Genomic DNA, 16,286 nt, shown 5'->3' with positions numbered 1-16,286 from the left:
GGACCGGCGCGGCGGTCATCCGGCCATGTCAAGGCGTTCAGGACAAAGCCGTAACGAGCTCACCCACGGTATGGCTGGCTTCGAGTGGGTGGCGTAGCCGACCCTGCGGATTGAGCTCGTATACGTTGCGACGACCAACCTTGGACTTGATGAGGTAGCCCTCCTCGGTCAGGTCGGTCAATATCGCCTGCACAGAACGCTCGGTGATGCCGATTCGCAGCGCCAGCTCGCGAGCTGTCAGGGGCTCGCCGGTCGACACGCACAGCAACACATGGGCGTGGTTCGTCAGGAAGGTCCAGGTTCGGTCGGGAGCTTCGACAGCAGGTTGGGCGGCCGCGCTCCGCTTTTCGGCAGCGTCCATTCCCTCATTATAGGACATTTGAGATTCGCGTAAACCACTTCGTTAATTGACCATCGGATTAGCGGCTCGGGTGCCCAAGCCCCGGACGGGTAAGGGCGGCGGAGTGCCGCTGGGTCGGTCGCTTCGGCGACGGTCGTCTGCTGCGGCGGGCGCAGGCGACCGCCCGGTCAACCAGGTTGACCGTCGGCTCCGGTGCACCGAAACCGCCCGGGTTGCCGGCCCCACCGGCCTGACCGGGGGCACCTGAGCCGTCGTTACCGCCATTGCCCCGCAGCAATCCACCGGGTCCACCGTTCTGCCCCGTCCCAGGCGCCCCATTGGTGCCATTGCCGAACAACGGGCGCCCCAGCAGGGTTTGCGCCGGCGCATTGATCGCGTTGAGTAGCTGCTGTTACCGTTTGCAAGGGCGAGGCATTGGGCCTCCGCCGGCGCGCTGAGCTTCGCTGATATTCCTGCGCATGTGCGCCGAACAGCGTCGCGATAGCCGCGGAAACCTCATCCGCAGCGGCCGTGAGCACAATTATGGTCGGGGCGGCTGCCGCGGCGTTGGCGGTACTGAGTGACGATCCGATCCTTGCGACATCCGAAGCCGATGCCGTCAGCGTCTCCGGCACTACGATTGCGAAGAACATCCGACGCTCCTAATTGACGACACCGACAGCAAATCACATCGTATCGTCGCCGCCGTGGCATCGGAGCCGATTCAGGTGCGCGGGTGAAATGCGGTCAAGGGGCTCGACCGACTGCGGATGTATCTCGGCGCTATCTCCGTCGGCGTCGGCTCAGCCGGCACCGAGGTCAGCGAAAAAGGATTCGACCGCGTGGCGATACACCAGCGGCGCTTCATCGTGGACCAGATGACCCGCTTCAGGGACTTTCAGATACGTTGTCGGACGGTCTCTTTCAGCCATCTCGCGCATCTGCCCGGGCGGTGTGACCGAGTTGCCGGCCTCGATCAGCAGCGCCGGGGCCCGCACCGCCCGCCACTGCGCCCAGTAGTCGCGGGTGCCCCACTCGGCGGCGATCTCGATCCACCGTGAGGTATTTCCGTGCAGCCGCCAACCGGTGGCGGTGCGGTCGAAGGCCTCCAGGAAGTATTGACCGGCGACCGGGCCGAACTCGGCGAAAACCTGCTCCGCAGAGGCGAATTCGACGGGAAGCGCATGCAGCCACGGCTCCCACGGACCGGTGGTGCGGCCAACGAAGTCCGGTGCCATGTCCTCGACCACCAACGCCGAAACCAAATCCGGACGCTGCGCGGCCAAACACCACGAATGCAAAGCACCCATCGAATGCCCGACCAGTCCCGCCGGAACGCCCAGCGGAGCAACCGCATCACCCAGGTCGGCCACGAAGCGTTCGGTGCTGATCGGGTACGGATCGTCGACGTCACGGCCTCGATGCCACAGCGCGTCGTAGGTATAGACACTGCCCAACCGGGTCAGCCAGGGCAGCTGCCGCGACCACGTGCTACCCCGGCCCATCAACCCATGTACCAGGACCAGCGGTTCACCTCGCCCTCCCCGATGGGTCAACAGATCGCTCGGCATGCCGGGCACGGTAACCTAGCGACATGCCAGTGGTGAAGATCAACGCAATCGAGGTGCCCGCCGGCGCTGGCCCGGAACTGGAGAAGCGTTTCGCCCACCGCGCACATGCGGTGGAGAATTCTCCCGGTTTCCTCGGCTTCCAGTTGCTACGTCCGGTCAAGGGCGAAGACCGCTACTTCGTGGTGACACACTGGGAGTCCGATGAAGCATTCCAGGCCTGGGCGAACGGGCCGGCCATCGAAGCCCATGCCGGCCACCGGGCGAACCCCGTGGCGACAGGCGCTTCGCTGCTGGAATTCGAGGTTGTACTCGACGTTGCCGGGACTGGCGAAGCGAAATAGCCGGCAGGCGGCGCCGCGCCGTGCGTTAGCGTTGGGCGCCGCTGCCGCATTAGTGGTCACCCTGGCTCCCGGTTGCGCGCACTCGCCCACCCCCACCGCTAACGCAGCCGATCCTGGACGCCGCGTCGACACCAGAACACCACCCGGCCTGCGCGCCCAGCAGACGGTGGACATGCTCAACTCGGATTGGCCGATCGGTCCGGTGGGCGTCGGCACCCTGGCGACGCCCGGGCAGATCGGCTCCGTCGAGCACACCATGGCAGAGCTGTGGTGGGACCGCCCGTTCACCGTCGAGGGCGTAGCCATCGGCGCCAGTGTGGCCACGCTACATCTCATTTCGTCTTACGGTGCGCGGCAAGACATTCGGATCCATACCGACGACCAGGGCCAGGTCGATCGGTTCGATCTCGAGACCCAGCCACCGTCGGTCAGCTCGTGGCGCGACGTCGACGCCGTATTGAGCCGAACCGGCGCCCGCTACTCGTACCAAGTCGCCAAGGTGACCAACGGCAACTGCGACCCGGTAGCGGGCACCAATACCCGTGAATCCTTGCCGCTTGCTTCGATTTTCAAGTTGTACGTGTTACACGCCCTGGCGGACGCGGTGAAGGGCGGCACGGTGTCCTGGGACGAAATGCTCACCGTGACCGCCAAGAGCAAAGCGGTGGGCTCGTCGGGCCTGGAACTGCCGCCCGGAGCGCATGTTTCGGTTCGCACCGCCGCCGAGAAGATGATCGCCACCAGCGACAACATGGCCACCGACTTACTGATCGAGCGGCTGGGCACCCACGCTATCGAGGAGGCGCTGGCCACCGCCGGCCATCACGATCCGGCCAGCATGACACCGTTTCCCACAATGTACGAGCTGTTCTCCGTCGGCTGGGGTCAACCGGATGTGCGTGACCAATGGAAGCACGCATCCCAGCAAGTCCGCGCTCAGTTGCTGCAGCAGGCGAATACTACTCCCTACCAACCTGATCCGATGCGTGCCCACACTCCGGCCTCCACGTACGGCGCGGAGTGGTACGGCAGCGCGGAGGATATCTGCCGGGTGCACCTGGCTTTGCAGGCCGATGCGGTTGGCCCGGCCGCGCCCGTCAGACAGATCCTGTCCGCTGTCGCGGGCATCCAACTGGATCGCAACGAATGGCCTTACATCGGCGCGAAAGCCGGTGGCCTACCAGGGGACCTGACCTTCAGCTGGTATGCCGAGGACAGGACCGGTCAGCCGTGGGTGGCGAGCTTTCAGCTGAACTGGCCCCGCGATCACGGACCGACGGTGACCGGATGGATGCTAGAGGTCGCCAAACAGGTCTTCGCGCTGGTGGGCCCGAAATAGCTAGAGCCGCAACGTCCAGCGCCGTTCACGGAAATGCATCACCGTGCGGCTAAGCGGCGCAATGTCTATGTGCCAGAAGGATTGTGGTGGAATATCAAGTGCCACCAGGATCGCCGCGCGAATCACCGCTGGATGCGTGACCGCCACCGTGTTGCCGGCCAGCGACGCGAGCCATCCGGCCACCCGGTCGATCAGGTCGACGATCGACTCGCCGCCGTGTGGCGCTTGAGCCGGGTCGGTCAGCCAAGCGGTCAGCTTTTCGGCGTCGACGCTCGCCAGGGTTTCACCACACCACCGTCCGCAATCGAGGTCGGCCAGTCGCGACTCCGTTGTTGGGTTGAGCCCCAATAACTCGGCAGTTTGCCGGGCGCGCTGCTCGGGCCCGGAGAGCTGGGACGTGGTTTCCCGAATATCAAGGCCGACAACGGCTTCGGCCTGCCGACGGCCAATGTCGCTGAGCGGCTCATCGACGGGAAAGCGCGCGGCAGCCATCGCATCAGTCATCGCATGCGACACCAGAGTCAACCGGATGACTTGACCCTTTCGGCACCCTCATCCAGGAGCCGGCCCGCGAGCACCGAGAACACCAGCCCGATGGTCACCCACAGCACCAGCTGCGTGCCCAGCGAAACCAGCCTGAATTCGTAGAGAACGTCGGCCGGGAAACCGGGATAGCCGATCGCACCAGAGGCGTCACGCATCGGTTCGGGCGTCTCGTTCACCGCCGGCAATGCCGGCATTACCAGCGTGATCACCACTACATAGGCACCGGCCGACGACAGCCCGGCGTTGAATGCGCCAAGTCGCCCCGCTAGCCGCCGGCCCAGCCACGCCGCCAATATCGCCACCACCACCGACGCCAGCACCGCCACCAGATACCACAAAGTGCGTGTCCCGAGCGTGTCCGACTCACCGACGGCCGGCGGATTGGGCGGATACTTCACAAACGGCACAAGATACACCGCGGTAAACGCTCCCGCCGCCAGCCGGAGCGAAAGATCCCGTGGCGGAATGCCTTCCGCGTGCCGATAAGCGAGGCAGAACAGGATGGCAAATAAGGCACCCATCGCGACGCCGAAAATTAGCACACCGAAACCCAATCCGGCATTGGCCTGCACGCCGCGGGTGAACAGCTCAGCGCGGTGCTCGTGCGGCAGGCCCAGAGCGTGTGCGACGTCGGCGCGGCGGTCCTCAAAGTCGATTGCGCGGCCCACCACGGGCTCGGCGAACACGCGGGCGAAAACAAACGCCAGCACCGCGGCTACCGCACCCGCCAGAAGACCGCGTACGATCAGACGCTTCTCCACGATGACGGTCAGTGGCAGGGGAAGCCGAGCAGATGCCTTGCGTCGTGGAAGAACTCGTGCACGTGTGAGTCGCTGCCGAACAACGAGACCGCACCCTGGTCGATGCCGACGAAGTAGAGCGCCAAGAGCGCCAGGAAGGCGGTGCCCGCCAACCAGAGCGCAGCGCTTGCCGCCGAAAGATCAACCGATCCGACTTGGGCTGTTTGGGGATTCGCCACCGTCCACTCCTTCTGGGATCTCGCGTCCCACCTTGGGTGCTGATGACGAGCGCCGGGTCTGACTGTGTACAGTGGCGCGACCGTTCTGGATTCTCACCAGATTCCGTTGCTCATCGACAACAACTGACAACAACCGTCAGTGTAGACCGTGAGCCGCGCCGATGATCAAACCAGATGTCTGCGGTGCCGGCACCGCAGACATCTGGTTGCCGTTGTTCAGTGGCTGCTGGGCACTGCGCTCACCAGTACCCGGGCGCCGCGGTGACGGGGCCTGGTGTCAGCCAGGGTTGCCGTCCGTGCCGGGTGTGCCGTTGGCTCCGGTGGCACCGGGAACACCGGGTGCCCCGGCGGCTCCGGGGCCGGGAGCCCCTGAGCCGCCGGGACCAGATGCTCCGCCGTCGCCGCCGGGACCACCGCTGCCGGCGGCGCCGCCGGCGCCGCCGAACCCGGCGCTGCCGGAGCGGCCGAACAGCCCGGCCGCGCCGGGCGCGCCCCCGTTGCCCCCGTTGGCGCCGTTGCCGCCGACACCGCCGATGCCGCCTTGGCCGCCTTGGCCGCCTGGGCCGCCTTTGCTGCCGGCGCCGGCGATATCGTCGCCGCCGATGCCGCCGGCCCCGCCGGGGCCGCCGGGCGCGCCGGCACCGCCCGACCCGCCAGCGCCACCTATGCCGCCGTCGCCGCCGTCGCCCACCAACAACCCGCCACGACCACCGACACCGCCGTTGCCGCCAGCGGTGCCGCTACCCCCGGGCGCGCCGGAGCCGCCGTTCCCGCCGGCGCCGCCGCTGCCACCAACCTGCGATAGGTTAGGGTTGTCGGCGCCGCTGCCGCCGGGGCCACCGGCCTGCCCGACGTCAGCGAGCGGGGCATTTTGGCCGGGGCCGCCGTTGGGTTGGTTTGGGGGAAGCGCGCCGTGTGAGCCAGCAGCCGCCGGGCTGGTACCGGGGTTGACCCCGTTGGCGCCGGCCACGCCGGCGCCGCCGGCCCCGCCGAATCCGCCGTTGCCCCACAGCCCGGCGTTGCCGCCGTTGCCGCCGTTGCTGCCGGGACCGCCGGCCCCGCCGTTGCCTCCGTTGCCGAACAGCCCAGCGTCCCCGCCGTTACCGCCCGCTTGGCCCACGGCAACGCCGGGCGCGCCGTTACCGCCGTTGCCCCACAGGATCCCTCCATTACCGCCGTTACCGCCGGGCGTCGCCGCGTTGGCGCCGTTACCGATCAGCGGGCGGCCCAACAGCGCTTGGGAGGGCGCGTTGATCAGACCCAGCAAGTCCGGCAACCCTGAAGTATTGGCAGCCTCGGCGCCGACATACGAAGCCGCAGCTGTAGTCAATGACCGCACGAACTGTGTGTGAAACGCCGACGCTTGAGCGCTGAGCGCCTGATACTCCTGGGCGTGCGCCCCAAACAACGCCGCGATGGCCGCCGACACTTCATCGGCTGCCGCTGCAGCTACGCCGGTCGTCGGCACCGCTGCCGCCGCGTTGGCCGAGCGGATCGTCAAACCGAGATTCGCCAGGTCCGAAGCCGCATCCGCCACCACGTCCTGCGCCACCATCACAAACGACATGGGTACCTCCGGCCACATCGAGTAATCACCTGGCGAGAGGGTATCGCCCCCCAGCCCGACAGACCGGATTTTCGCCCAATGTTCCGCAGTCGACTGGCTGTTACCGATCAGATTCCGTAACCGCTGGGCACCGTGCCCGCTACTACGGCGCGGTCGGCCCGGGACTGCCGGCGCCAGGTGCTCCGGCCTTGGCCAGATCCGGCTCGGCCGGCGGCTTGCGGGTGCCGGTGAAGGTGAACACCGCACCCTCGCCGGCGCCTTCGCCGTCCCAGTTGTCCACGTCGACCGTGACGACCTGCCCCGGCCCGACCTCCTCGAAAAGGATCTTCTCGGACAGCTGGTCCTCGATCTCGCGCTGGATGGTGCGCCGCAGCGGACGGGCACCCAGCACCGGGTCGAAGCCGCGCTTGGCCAGCAGTGACTTGGCCTTGTCGGTCAGCTCCAGCGCCATGTCCTTGCTCTTGAGCTGGCCGGCGACCCGGCCGATCATCAGGTCGACCATCTGGATGATCTCGTCACGAGTCAGCTGGTGGAACACGATGATGTCGTCGATGCGGTTGAGGAACTCCGGTCGGAAGTGCTTCTTGAGCTCGTCGTTGACCTTCTGCTTCATCCGCTCGTAGTCGTTCTCACCGCCACCCTTGGTGAACCCGAGGCCGACAGGCTTGGAAATATCGGATGTCCCCAGGTTCGACGTGAAGATCAGCACGGTGTTCTTGAAGTCCACCGTGCGGCCCTGACCGTCGGTGAGCCGGCCATCCTCGAGCACCTGCAACAGGCTGTTGTAGATCTCCTGGTGGGCCTTTTCGATCTCGTCGAACAAGACCACGCTGAACGGTTTGCGCCGCACCTTCTCGGTGAGCTGGCCGCCTTCCTCGTAGCCGACATATCCGGGCGGAGCACCGAACAGCCGCGACGCGGTGAACCGGTCGTGGAACTCGCCCATGTCGATCTGGATGAGCGCGTCGTCGTCGCCGAACAGGAAGTTGGCCAACGCCTTGGACAGCTCGGTCTTACCGACGCCGGACGGGCCGGCGAAGATGAACGAGCCCGACGGGCGCTTGGGGTCTTTCAGCCCGGCGCGCGTGCGACGTATCGCCTTAGAAACAGCGCGGACGGCATCTTCTTGTCCGATGATCCGCTTGTGGATCTCTTCTTCCATGCGCAACAGCCGGGTGGTCTCGGCCTCGGTGAGCTTGAACACCGGGATACCGGTCCAGTTACCCAGCACCTCGGCGATCTGCTCGTCGTCGACTTCGGCGACCACGTCGAGATCCCCTGAGCGCCACTGCTTTTCGCGCTCGGCACGCTGGGCGACCAGTTGCTTTTCCCGGTCCCGCAGGCTGGCGGCCTTCTCGAAGTCCTGGGCGTCGATGGCCGATTCCTTCTCCCGGCGCGCCTCGGCGATCTTCTCGTCGAACTCGCGCAGGTCCGGCGGCGCGGTCATCCGGCGGATCCGCATCCGGGCCCCGGCCTCGTCGATCAGGTCGATCGCCTTGTCCGGCAGGAACCGGTCGTTGATGTAGCGGTCGGCCAACGTCGCCGCGGCCACCATCGCGCTGTCGGTGATGGACACCCGGTGGTGGGCCTCGTAGCGGTCCCGCAGACCCTTGAGGATCTCGATGGTGTGCTCCACCGTCGGCTCGCCGACTTGCACCGGCTGGAAGCGGCGCTCCAGCGCGGCGTCCTTTTCGATGTACTTGCGGTACTCGTCGAGCGTGGTGGCGCCGATCGTTTGCAGTTCCCCGCGAGCGAGCTTCGGCTTCAGAATGCTGGCCGCGTCGATGGCGCCCTCGGCGGCACCGGCACCCACCAGGGTGTGCAGCTCGTCGATGAACAGGATGATGTCGCCGCGGGTGTTGATCTCCTTGAGCACCTTTTTGAGGCGCTCCTCGAAGTCACCGCGATAGCGTGAGCCCGCCACCAACGATCCCAGGTCCAGCGTGTAGAGCTGCTTGTCCTTGAGCGTCTCGGGGACCTGGCCGTGCACGATGGCCTGGGCGAGACCTTCGACGACGGCTGTCTTACCGACACCGGGCTCGCCGATCAGCACCGGGTTGTTCTTGGTGCGCCGGCTCAGCACCTGCATCACCCGCTCGATTTCCTTCTCGCGGCCGATGACCGGGTCCAGCTTGCCCTCCATGGCGGCCGCCGTCAGGTTGCGGCCGAACTGGTCGAGCACCAGCGAGGTGGACGGTGTGCCCGATTCGCCACCCCGGCCACCGGTGCCGGCCTCGGCCGCCTCCTTGCCCTGGTAGCCACTCAGCAGCTGGATCACCTGCTGACGCACCCGGGTCAGCTCGGCGCCCAGCTTCACCAGAACCTGAGCCGCTACACCCTCACCCTCGCGGATGAGGCCCAGCAGAATGTGCTCGGTGCCGATGTAGTTGTGGCCCAGTTGCAGCGCCTCCCGCAGGCTCAGCTCGAGGACCTTCTTGGCCCGCGGCGTGAACGGGATGTGCCCGGACGGCGCCTGCTGCCCCTGGCCGATGATCTCCTCGACCTGGCTGCGGACCCCTTCCAGCGAGATACCCAGCGACTCCAGCGACTTGGCGGCTACGCCTTCGCCTTCGTGAATAAGACCCAACAAAATGTGCTCGGTGCCGATGTAGTTGTGGTTCAGCATCCGGGCCTCTTCTTGCGCCAGGACGACGACCCGGCGGGCACGGTCGGTAAATCGTTCGAACATCGGCGGTTACCTGCTCTCCTCATCGGTACTTTGGTCGGCCCCGAGCCGGTCCGGCTCGGCCCCGCGTACCTGCTGTCCACTGTAATGGTCGGCCCGCCAGGGTTCATAACCTTGCGGTACCTAGCGGTTCCGGGGCGCGGACCCATGTCCGCGTGGCACCTCTTACTTCAGAACCGCACCACGTCAACGAGGAGGATCGCCGATATGTTTCCGGCGCCGACGGCGGCGGGTTCGCCACCAGCGAAAGCGACACAGCACCGGCGCCCAGGCTTGGAGCCTGGGCGCCGGTGTGAGCGATTGCTAGGTTGCGGCGTGGAACGCGTCGATGATGTCGGCCGGGATGCGGCCGCGGGTCGACACGTTGTGTCCATTGCGACGCGCCCATTCCCGGATCGCGGCGCTTTGTTCGCGGTCGATCGCGCCGCGGCCGCGGCCGGAGCCGGAACGCCCGCGCCGGCGACCGCCGACACGACGGCCGGCCTCGACCCATTGCTTCAAGTCGCCGCGCAGTTTCGCGGCATTCTTAGAAGAAAGGTCAATCTCATAGGTCACCCCGTCAAGCCCGAATTCGACCGTTTCGTCGGCGGCGCCGGAACCGTCGAAATCGTCGACCAAGGTGACGGTTACTTTCTTCGCCATTGGCTTACCCTCGCGTTTCTTCCCGTGCAGTTACCGTGCAGGATGGATAGACTCCCCGCTCACTAATCTGCCATAAGAACGTGAATTATACAATCTGGACACATCGGCGGGCAGTTCAGTTGGAGTGCGGTCGAACAATCGGGAACAAAACTGTCTCCCTAATTGACAGGCCGGTCAAAGCCATCAACAACCGATCGATACCCATTCCGGTTCCGGTGCACGGCGGCATCCCGTACTCCAGGGCTGCCAGAAAATCCTCGTCGAGTAACATGGCCTCGTCGTCGCCCGCAGCCGCGGCGCGGGCCTGGTCAGCGAATCTATCCCGCTGTACCACCGGATCGTTTAATTCAGAGTACCCGGTGGCCAGTTCGACTCCGTGCAGGTAGAGGTCCCACTTCTCGGTTACTCCGGCGATACTGCGGTGCTGGCGGGTCAATGGCGTTGTCTCCACCGGAAAATCCTTCACAAATGTGGGCGCGGTCAACGTGTTGCCCACGGTGTGCTCCCAGAGTTCCTCGACGAGTTTGCCGTGACGGTAGCCACCCTTGTCCAGAATCTCTTCATCGAGTCGACGCGCGATCTCGCGTAACCGATCGACCGAGGTCTGCGGTGTGATCTCTTCGCCGAGTGCCGCCGACAGGGAGGAATACATCTGGATTGTCGCCCATTCTCCGTCGATGTCGTAGACACTGCCGTCGGGCATCGGAAGTTGTCGGGTGCCGATCGCCTCGTCGGCTACCTCTTGAATAATCTGCCTGGTGACCACCGCGGAATCGTCATAGGTTCCATAGGTCTGGTAGGTCTCCAACATCGAGAATTCCGGCGAATGTGTAGAATCGGCACCTTCGTTTCGGAACACCCGATTTAGTTCGAAGACCCTGTCGAAGCCGCCGACTATGCAACGCTTGAGGAACAGTTCCGGCGCGATACGAAGGTAGAGGTCCATGTCGAGAGCGTTGGAATGGGTGACGAACGGCCGGGCTGCCGCGCCGCCGGCCAGCGTTTGCAACATGGGCGTCTCGACCTCGACGAACCCCCGGCGTTCCAGCGCATTCCTTATCGCTCGGATGACGGCAATCCGCTGCCGGGCCACCTCCCGCGCCTGCGGACGGACGATCAGGTCGACATAGCGCTGCCGTACCCGTGCCTCCTCGCTCATCTCCTTGTGCGCGACGGGCAGCGGCCGCAGCGACTTGGCGGCCATCCGCCAGGAGTCGGCGAGAACCGACAATTCGCCGCGGCGTGAACTGATCACGGTGCCGTGCACGTACACGATGTCGCCGAGATCGACATCGGCTTTCCACGCATCGAGCGCTTCCCGGCCGACCTTATCGAAGCTGATCATCACCTGCAGGCGGGTGCCGTCGCCGTCCTGAAGTGTCGCAAAGCACAGCTTTCCGGCGTTGCGCGCGAAGACCACCCGGCCGGCAACACCGACGATGTCGTCGGTCGCGGTGTCGACGGGCAGGTTCGGGTAGGCGGCGCGGATCTCGGCCAGGGTGTGGGTGCGTTCGATGGCGACCGGGTAAGGGTCGTGCCCTTCTGCCAACAGCCGAGCGCGCTTGTCCCGACGGATCCGGAACTGCTCGGGGAGGTCTGGGTCAGCGGCACTCACGACGTGCCAGCTTAAGGGGTCGACTCTGCGCTCACGGCAGTGAGCCTGCGCTGACGGCGTGACTACCGGCTCGCGGTTCGCGCTGTGCGCAGACTCGCGGCGAGTGCTAGCGCGCGCTCTTCAACCGGCCCGCCTGGGCGTCGCGGTTTCGTTCGAAGACGAGCCGCAGCCCATGCAGGGTCAGGTACTGGTCATAGTGGTCGACGGTATGCAGTTCCGGCAGCAGCAGCGGCGCGGTATGGCCGGTGGCCACGACCGCGACATCGTCGGCGGCGGAGAAACCCTTGACGTCTTCGCGGATGCGTCCGACCAAGCCGTCGACCAGCCCGGCAAAGCCGAACACCGCGCCGGCCTGCATGCATTCGACGGTGTTCTTGCCGACGACCGAACGCGGCCGGGTCAGCTCCACGCGGCGCAGCGCCGCCGAGCGGGCGGCCGCAGCATCGGAAGACACCTGCACTCCGGGCGCGATGGCACCGCCGAGGAATTCACCCTTGGCCGACACCACGTCCACGCAGATCGACGAGCCGAAATCGACGACGATGGCGGCCTTGCCGAACTTGTGATGGGCCGCCAGGCAGTTCACGATCCGGTCTGCGCCCACTTCTTTGGGGTTGTCGACCAGCAGCGGGATACCCGTTCGCACCCCCGGTTCGATCAGCACGTGCGGGACCGACGGCCAATACTGGTCGAGCATGATCCGGACCTCATGCAGCACCGACGGGACCGTGGACAGACCGGCCGCGCCGGTGAGCCGCTCGGAGTCCTCGCCGATCAGGCCGTCGATGGTGAGCGCCAATTCGTCGGCGGTGACCTCGGATTCGGTGCGAATCCGCCACTGCTGCACCACCTTTGCGTGCTGCTTGGCTCCGGACAGCAGGCCGACGACGGTGTGGGTGTTGCGGACGTCGATCGCCAGCAGCACGGCTACCGCACACCGATCCGCGGGTCTAGTAGCTCCCCCGCGTCAGCGGGCACATAAGCCGGATCGCTGCCCAGGTCGATCCGCCTGTTCCGGGCGTCGACGAACACGATCCGCGGTTTATAGGCGCGCGCCTCGGCATCCTCCATGGCCCCGTAGGCGATCAGGATCACCAGGTCGCCCGGGTGCACGAGATGAGCGGCGGCACCGTTGATCCCGATGACGCCGCTGCCGCGCTCGCCGGTGATCGCATACGTGACGAGGCGGGCCCCGTTGTCGATGTCGACGATGGTCACCTGTTCGCCCTCGAGCAGATCGGCGGCCTCCATCAGATCGGCGTCGATGGTCACCGACCCGACATAATGCAAGTCCGCCTGCGTCACCGTCGCGCGGTGGATCTTCGACTTCAGCATGGTCCGTAACATCAATTCCTCCAAGGTGATTGGGCATAGTGAGCCCGCGACTCGTCCGGCCCGAGGGTGCCGGCGAAGTTTCCGATCTGGATTTCAACGTTGTCCAGCAGCCTGGTAGCGCCGACGCGCGCCGCAACCAGCAGCCGGGCTGATCCGCTAGCAGGCGCCGGGCCGAGCCCGGCGTCGCGCAACTCCACGTAATCGACCGCGATCCCGGGCACCGCGTCGAGCACAGCGCGAGCCGCGTCCACCGCGGCCCGGGCCCCGGCGCCCGCTAATGCAGCCGCATGTGCACCGGCCGTCAGCGCCGCCGACAGCGCCACCGCCGCTTCCCGCTGCGCCGGGTCCAGGTAGCGGTTGCGCGACGACATCGCCAGCCCGTCGGCCTCCCGCACGGTCGGCACCCCAACCACCTGCACGTCGACGTTCAGGTCCGCGACCATCTGCCGGATGAGCACCAGCTGCTGATAGTCCTTCTCGCCGAAATAGGCCCGATCGGGCCGGATGATGTTCAGCAGTTTGAGCACCACGGTCAGCACCCCGGCGAAATGGCCCGGCCGCACGCTGCCTTCGAGGTCGGCGCCCAACGGCCCGGGTTGCACCGTGGTACGCATGCCGTCTGGGTACATCGCCGCGGCCGTCGGCGCGAACACGATCTCCACGCCTTCGGCACGCAGCTGCGCCACGTCGTCCTCGAGGGTTCGGGGGTAGGCGTCGAGATCCTCCCCGGTGCCGAATTGCAGCGGATTGACGAAGATCGACACCACGACCACCGAGCCGGGCGTCCTCTTGGCCGCGCGCACCAGCGCGAGATGGCCCTCGTGCAGGGCGCCCATCGTGGGCACCAACATCACTCGCCGGCCGGTGTGCCGCAGCGCGCGGCAGACGTCGCTGACCTCACGCGGCACCGAGTACCGGTTGAGTTCGCCCGGGCGGAAGCTGACTTTCACCGCGCCAGCACCTCGACGACATCCTCGGGAGCATGCGCCCGCTGCGCGGTCCGCAGCGCGTTCACCCGGTAGGCGTGGGCCAGTTGCGGGTCGACATCGGTCAGCGCGGCCAGGTGCCCGGCGACCGCGGCCGCATCACCACGGGCGATCGGCCCGGTCAGCGCGGCCTGACCGCGCTGCAGTGTGTTCTCCAGCGCCGCGCGGGCCAGCGGTCCGATGATGCGTTCGGCAATCCCCCCGGGCTGGTCGTCGACGCACTGTTGGCCGAGCAGTTCGCTGCCGCGCAGCGCGGCGCGCAACGCCTCGAGAGCGTCGGCGAGCACCGTCACGATGTGGTTGCTCGCGTGCGCCAGCGCCGCATGGTAGAGAATGCGGGCGTCCTCGCGGACACTGAACGGCTCCCCACCCATTTCCAGCACCAGCGATTGGGCAATCGCATAGCCGACGCCGTCGGCCGCGGTGATCCCGAAGCAGGTATCCGGCAGCCGGCTGATGTCCTCGTCGGACCCGGTGAACGTCATCGCCGGGTGAATGGCCAGCGGTATGCAGCCCTGCCGGGTCAGCGGTGCCAGGATCCCGACCCCGTTGGCGCCGGAGGTGTGCGCCACAAGTGTCCCGGGCCGCACCGCCGAGGTGGCTGCCAAGCCGGATACCAAACCCGCTAGTTCGCTGTCGGGCACCGCCAACAGCAGCAGCTCGGCTGCGGCAGCGACGTCCGGCGGCGGCAATACCGGGGTATCGGGCAGCCGGCGCTCGGCGCGTTGCAGCGACGCATGGGAGACGGCGCTGCATGCCACCACAACGTGGTCGGCGCGCTCCAGCGCCACTCCTAACGCGGTGCCTACCCGGCCGGCGGAGATGACTCCTACTTTGAGCCTGGCCGGGCGCAATCCGTCGAACTGCACCATCGCAGACGACCTCACAGGTTTCTTTCGTTCGTTCCAGTCCCTTGGCTGAACGGGTACCGGACGGTCACTAGAACTGTAGTCGATCAGCCGCCGCGGCGGCGACGCCGCCCACCACCCGACGGCTGGACCTGCAGTCGGGCAAGCAGGTCCGCGACCGACTGGCCACCGGTTTGGGCGTCGGAGCCATGTGCTCCCGCCGCGGGCTCCGGCTCCGGGCTGCGATGGCGGGCAGCCGGTTCCGGAGGCGGCGGCGCGGCCAGGCGGGGTGGCGGCGGGGCAGTGGGCCGCGCAGGCGGAGGTGGGGCGGCGGACGGCGGCGGAGCAGCAGCCGGCCCGGTGCCGTCGGCCCTGGGGACGGCTCCCAGGCTCGCCACGCCATGGTCGCGGTACTCCGTCGAATGGCGAGATCGTGATCGGCGACCACCGGATTCTCCGGGCACCTTGACGTGGCCCAGCCCGATGTCACCCTGGTCTTCCTCCAGTCCGGTATGCCGGTAACGGCGTCGGCGGCCCGACGGCTGGGCAGGCGGCGCGGCGGCGGGGTCCCCGGACGCCCAGTGGCTCCCGGGCGCCCCGGGGGGTAACCACTGTCCATCGGCGGCGACGGGCGCCCACGGCGGTTCCGATTGCGGCTCCGGCTGTGGCGGCGGAGCCGGCGGGGGCGGTGGCCGATGACGAGGCTCGTACCGCGGACCGGGCGGAGCCGGCGCGGTTTCGTAGTGCAGTCCGACCCGCTCGGCGGAGTGTTTCGTTGCTGCGGGCTCGGCAGGCGGCGGCAGCGGTCCCGCTGGTGGGATATCCCGGTCGTCGTACGGGGGCATTCCCACCTCGGGCACGTCGATGATCGCTTCCTCGGCACGGCTGACCGCGTCGCCCGGGCGAACCATCGCGACCCGGTCGAGGGACACCCAGTCGGCAGCCGGGCCCCGGCCATTCTGGACCCGATCGGCCACCGCTCGTGAGCGGCGTGCCTCTGTTGCCCCCGTCTTGTCCATGGGCTCCAGCGCCGGGCGGTGTTCGAAGTCCGTGTCGAACAAGATCTCCAGACTGGTCCGCAACGCGGTCAGTTCCGCTCGCAGCGCAGCCACCTCGTCGGCGGCCGCACCGCGCAGCTCGACGGCCAGCTCGCGGCGCAGCTGCGACTCCACCGACAGCTCGTACTCGCGGCGAGCCGAGATTTCCCGATCCAACTGCAGGTCGTAAACCAGCTTCAGATCGCGCGCCCGTGCCTGCTCCGCATCGGCTTGCCGGCGGTACAGCACCGACACGAACGCGCCGGCGACGGCGGCCCACAGCGCCAGGATTACCGCGAGCTTGAGCAGTTCCACGCGATTGGTGAAAACCAGTGCCGAACTGGCCGCAATCGCAAGAACCAGCAACGTCGTCAAGAGCACCCAACCCGGCCTGCGGCCGCCGCGCCGGACCCGGGCGCCGCGGGACAGAACGGTCATGGCCTGACTGTACCCG

16 protein-coding genes and 1 pseudogene are annotated in these 16,286 nt (G+C 67.0%); 2 read left to right on the top strand and 15 right to left on the bottom strand.

Annotated elements, in window-relative coordinates; all coding sequences use genetic code 11:
* Window positions 1-37: 37 nt before the first annotated feature.
* From CDN38_RS16040 to CDN38_RS16030, 3 genes and pseudogenes are all read right to left on the bottom strand, one after another.
* Window positions 38-361 (bottom strand): helix-turn-helix transcriptional regulator, encoded by a 324-nt coding sequence (locus CDN38_RS16040; RefSeq protein WP_063468853.1) that lies wholly within the window; start codon window positions 359-361, stop codon window positions 38-40.
* Between the two features lie 202 nt (window positions 362-563).
* Window positions 564-993 (bottom strand): annotated as a pseudogene (locus CDN38_RS31880) (PE family protein); the annotation flags it as partial.
* A 150-nt stretch (window positions 994-1,143) separates the two neighbouring features.
* Window positions 1,144-1,920, bottom strand: coding sequence for an alpha/beta fold hydrolase (locus CDN38_RS16030; RefSeq protein WP_099319051.1), 777 nt, complete (start codon window positions 1,918-1,920; stop codon window positions 1,144-1,146).
* 14 nt (window positions 1,921-1,934) lie between these two features.
* Between CDN38_RS16030 and mhuD the strand changes: the two genes are divergently transcribed.
* Together mhuD and CDN38_RS16020 are read left to right on the top strand one after the other, a co-directional pair.
* A complete protein-coding gene (gene mhuD, locus CDN38_RS16025) occupies window positions 1,935-2,252 on the top strand; it encodes a mycobilin-forming heme oxygenase MhuD (protein WP_023368509.1) in 318 nt (105 codons plus the stop codon).
* Window positions 2,215-3,591, top strand: coding sequence for a serine hydrolase (locus tag CDN38_RS16020; RefSeq protein ID WP_408633018.1), 1,377 nt, complete (start codon window positions 2,215-2,217; stop codon window positions 3,589-3,591). The genes mhuD and CDN38_RS16020 overlap by 38 nt, the downstream gene beginning before the upstream one ends.
* Here the strand turns inward: CDN38_RS16020 and CDN38_RS16015 are convergent, their stop codons facing one another.
* The 12 genes from CDN38_RS16015 to CDN38_RS15960 all read right to left on the bottom strand — a co-directional run bounded on the left by CDN38_RS16015 (window position 3,592) and on the right by CDN38_RS15960 (window position 16,270).
* Entirely contained in the window at window positions 3,592-4,095 is a 504-nt protein-coding gene (locus CDN38_RS16015; protein WP_075510218.1) for a histidine phosphatase family protein, read from the bottom strand.
* Between the two features lie 17 nt (window positions 4,096-4,112).
* Window positions 4,113-4,898, bottom strand: coding sequence for a CbtA family protein (locus CDN38_RS16010; RefSeq protein ID WP_075510219.1), 786 nt, complete (start codon window positions 4,896-4,898; stop codon window positions 4,113-4,115).
* An 8-nt stretch (window positions 4,899-4,906) separates the two neighbouring features.
* Window positions 4,907-5,116 carry a CbtB domain-containing protein gene (locus CDN38_RS16005; protein ID WP_075510220.1) on the bottom strand — a complete coding sequence of 70 codons (210 nt, stop codon included), beginning with the start codon at window positions 5,114-5,116 and terminating at the stop codon, window positions 4,907-4,909.
* A gap of 277 nt (window positions 5,117-5,393) precedes the next feature.
* Entirely contained in the window at window positions 5,394-6,683 is a 1,290-nt protein-coding gene (locus CDN38_RS16000; protein WP_099319050.1) for a PE family protein, read from the bottom strand.
* Between the two features lie 142 nt (window positions 6,684-6,825).
* Complete coding sequence (clpC1, locus tag CDN38_RS15995; protein WP_075510222.1) at window positions 6,826-9,372, bottom strand: ATP-dependent protease ATP-binding subunit ClpC; 2,547 nt, start codon at window positions 9,370-9,372, stop codon at window positions 6,826-6,828.
* 300 nt (window positions 9,373-9,672) lie between these two features.
* Window positions 9,673-10,011 (bottom strand): histone-like nucleoid-structuring protein Lsr2, encoded by a 339-nt coding sequence (gene lsr2 / locus CDN38_RS15990; RefSeq protein ID WP_036419552.1) that lies wholly within the window; start codon window positions 10,009-10,011, stop codon window positions 9,673-9,675.
* A gap of 115 nt (window positions 10,012-10,126) precedes the next feature.
* The gene (gene lysS / locus CDN38_RS15985; protein WP_075510223.1) at window positions 10,127-11,626 is read right to left on the bottom strand and encodes a lysine--tRNA ligase; all 1,500 of its coding nucleotides are present in this window, start codon (window positions 11,624-11,626) and stop codon (window positions 10,127-10,129) included.
* Between the two features lie 106 nt (window positions 11,627-11,732).
* Complete coding sequence (locus CDN38_RS15980; RefSeq protein ID WP_075510224.1) at window positions 11,733-12,551, bottom strand: type III pantothenate kinase; 819 nt, start codon at window positions 12,549-12,551, stop codon at window positions 11,733-11,735.
* Window positions 12,552-12,553: 2 nt separating this feature from the next.
* Entirely contained in the window at window positions 12,554-12,973 is a 420-nt protein-coding gene (gene panD, locus CDN38_RS15975; protein ID WP_075510225.1) for an aspartate 1-decarboxylase, read from the bottom strand.
* On the bottom strand, window positions 12,973-13,911 hold the full coding sequence (panC, locus tag CDN38_RS15970) for a pantoate--beta-alanine ligase (RefSeq protein ID WP_075510226.1): 939 nt from the start codon (window positions 13,909-13,911) through the stop codon (window positions 12,973-12,975). The genes panD and panC overlap by 1 nt, the downstream gene beginning before the upstream one ends.
* Window positions 13,908-14,819, bottom strand: a complete 912-nt coding sequence (locus CDN38_RS15965) for a Rossmann-like and DUF2520 domain-containing protein (RefSeq protein ID WP_075510227.1) — start codon at window positions 14,817-14,819, stop codon at window positions 13,908-13,910. The genes panC and CDN38_RS15965 overlap by 4 nt, the downstream gene beginning before the upstream one ends.
* A gap of 83 nt (window positions 14,820-14,902) precedes the next feature.
* A complete protein-coding gene (locus CDN38_RS15960; protein ID WP_075510228.1) occupies window positions 14,903-16,270 on the bottom strand; it encodes a DUF6779 domain-containing protein in 1,368 nt (455 codons plus the stop codon).
* Window positions 16,271-16,286: the final 16 nt, after the last annotated feature.

The sequence above is a fragment of the Mycobacterium ostraviense genome (assembly GCF_002705925.1).
Classification (GTDB): domain Bacteria; phylum Actinomycetota; class Actinomycetes; order Mycobacteriales; family Mycobacteriaceae; genus Mycobacterium; species Mycobacterium ostraviense.
Note: the sequence above shows the minus strand (reverse complement) of the source record. Positions and strands in the feature narration are given on the sequence as shown.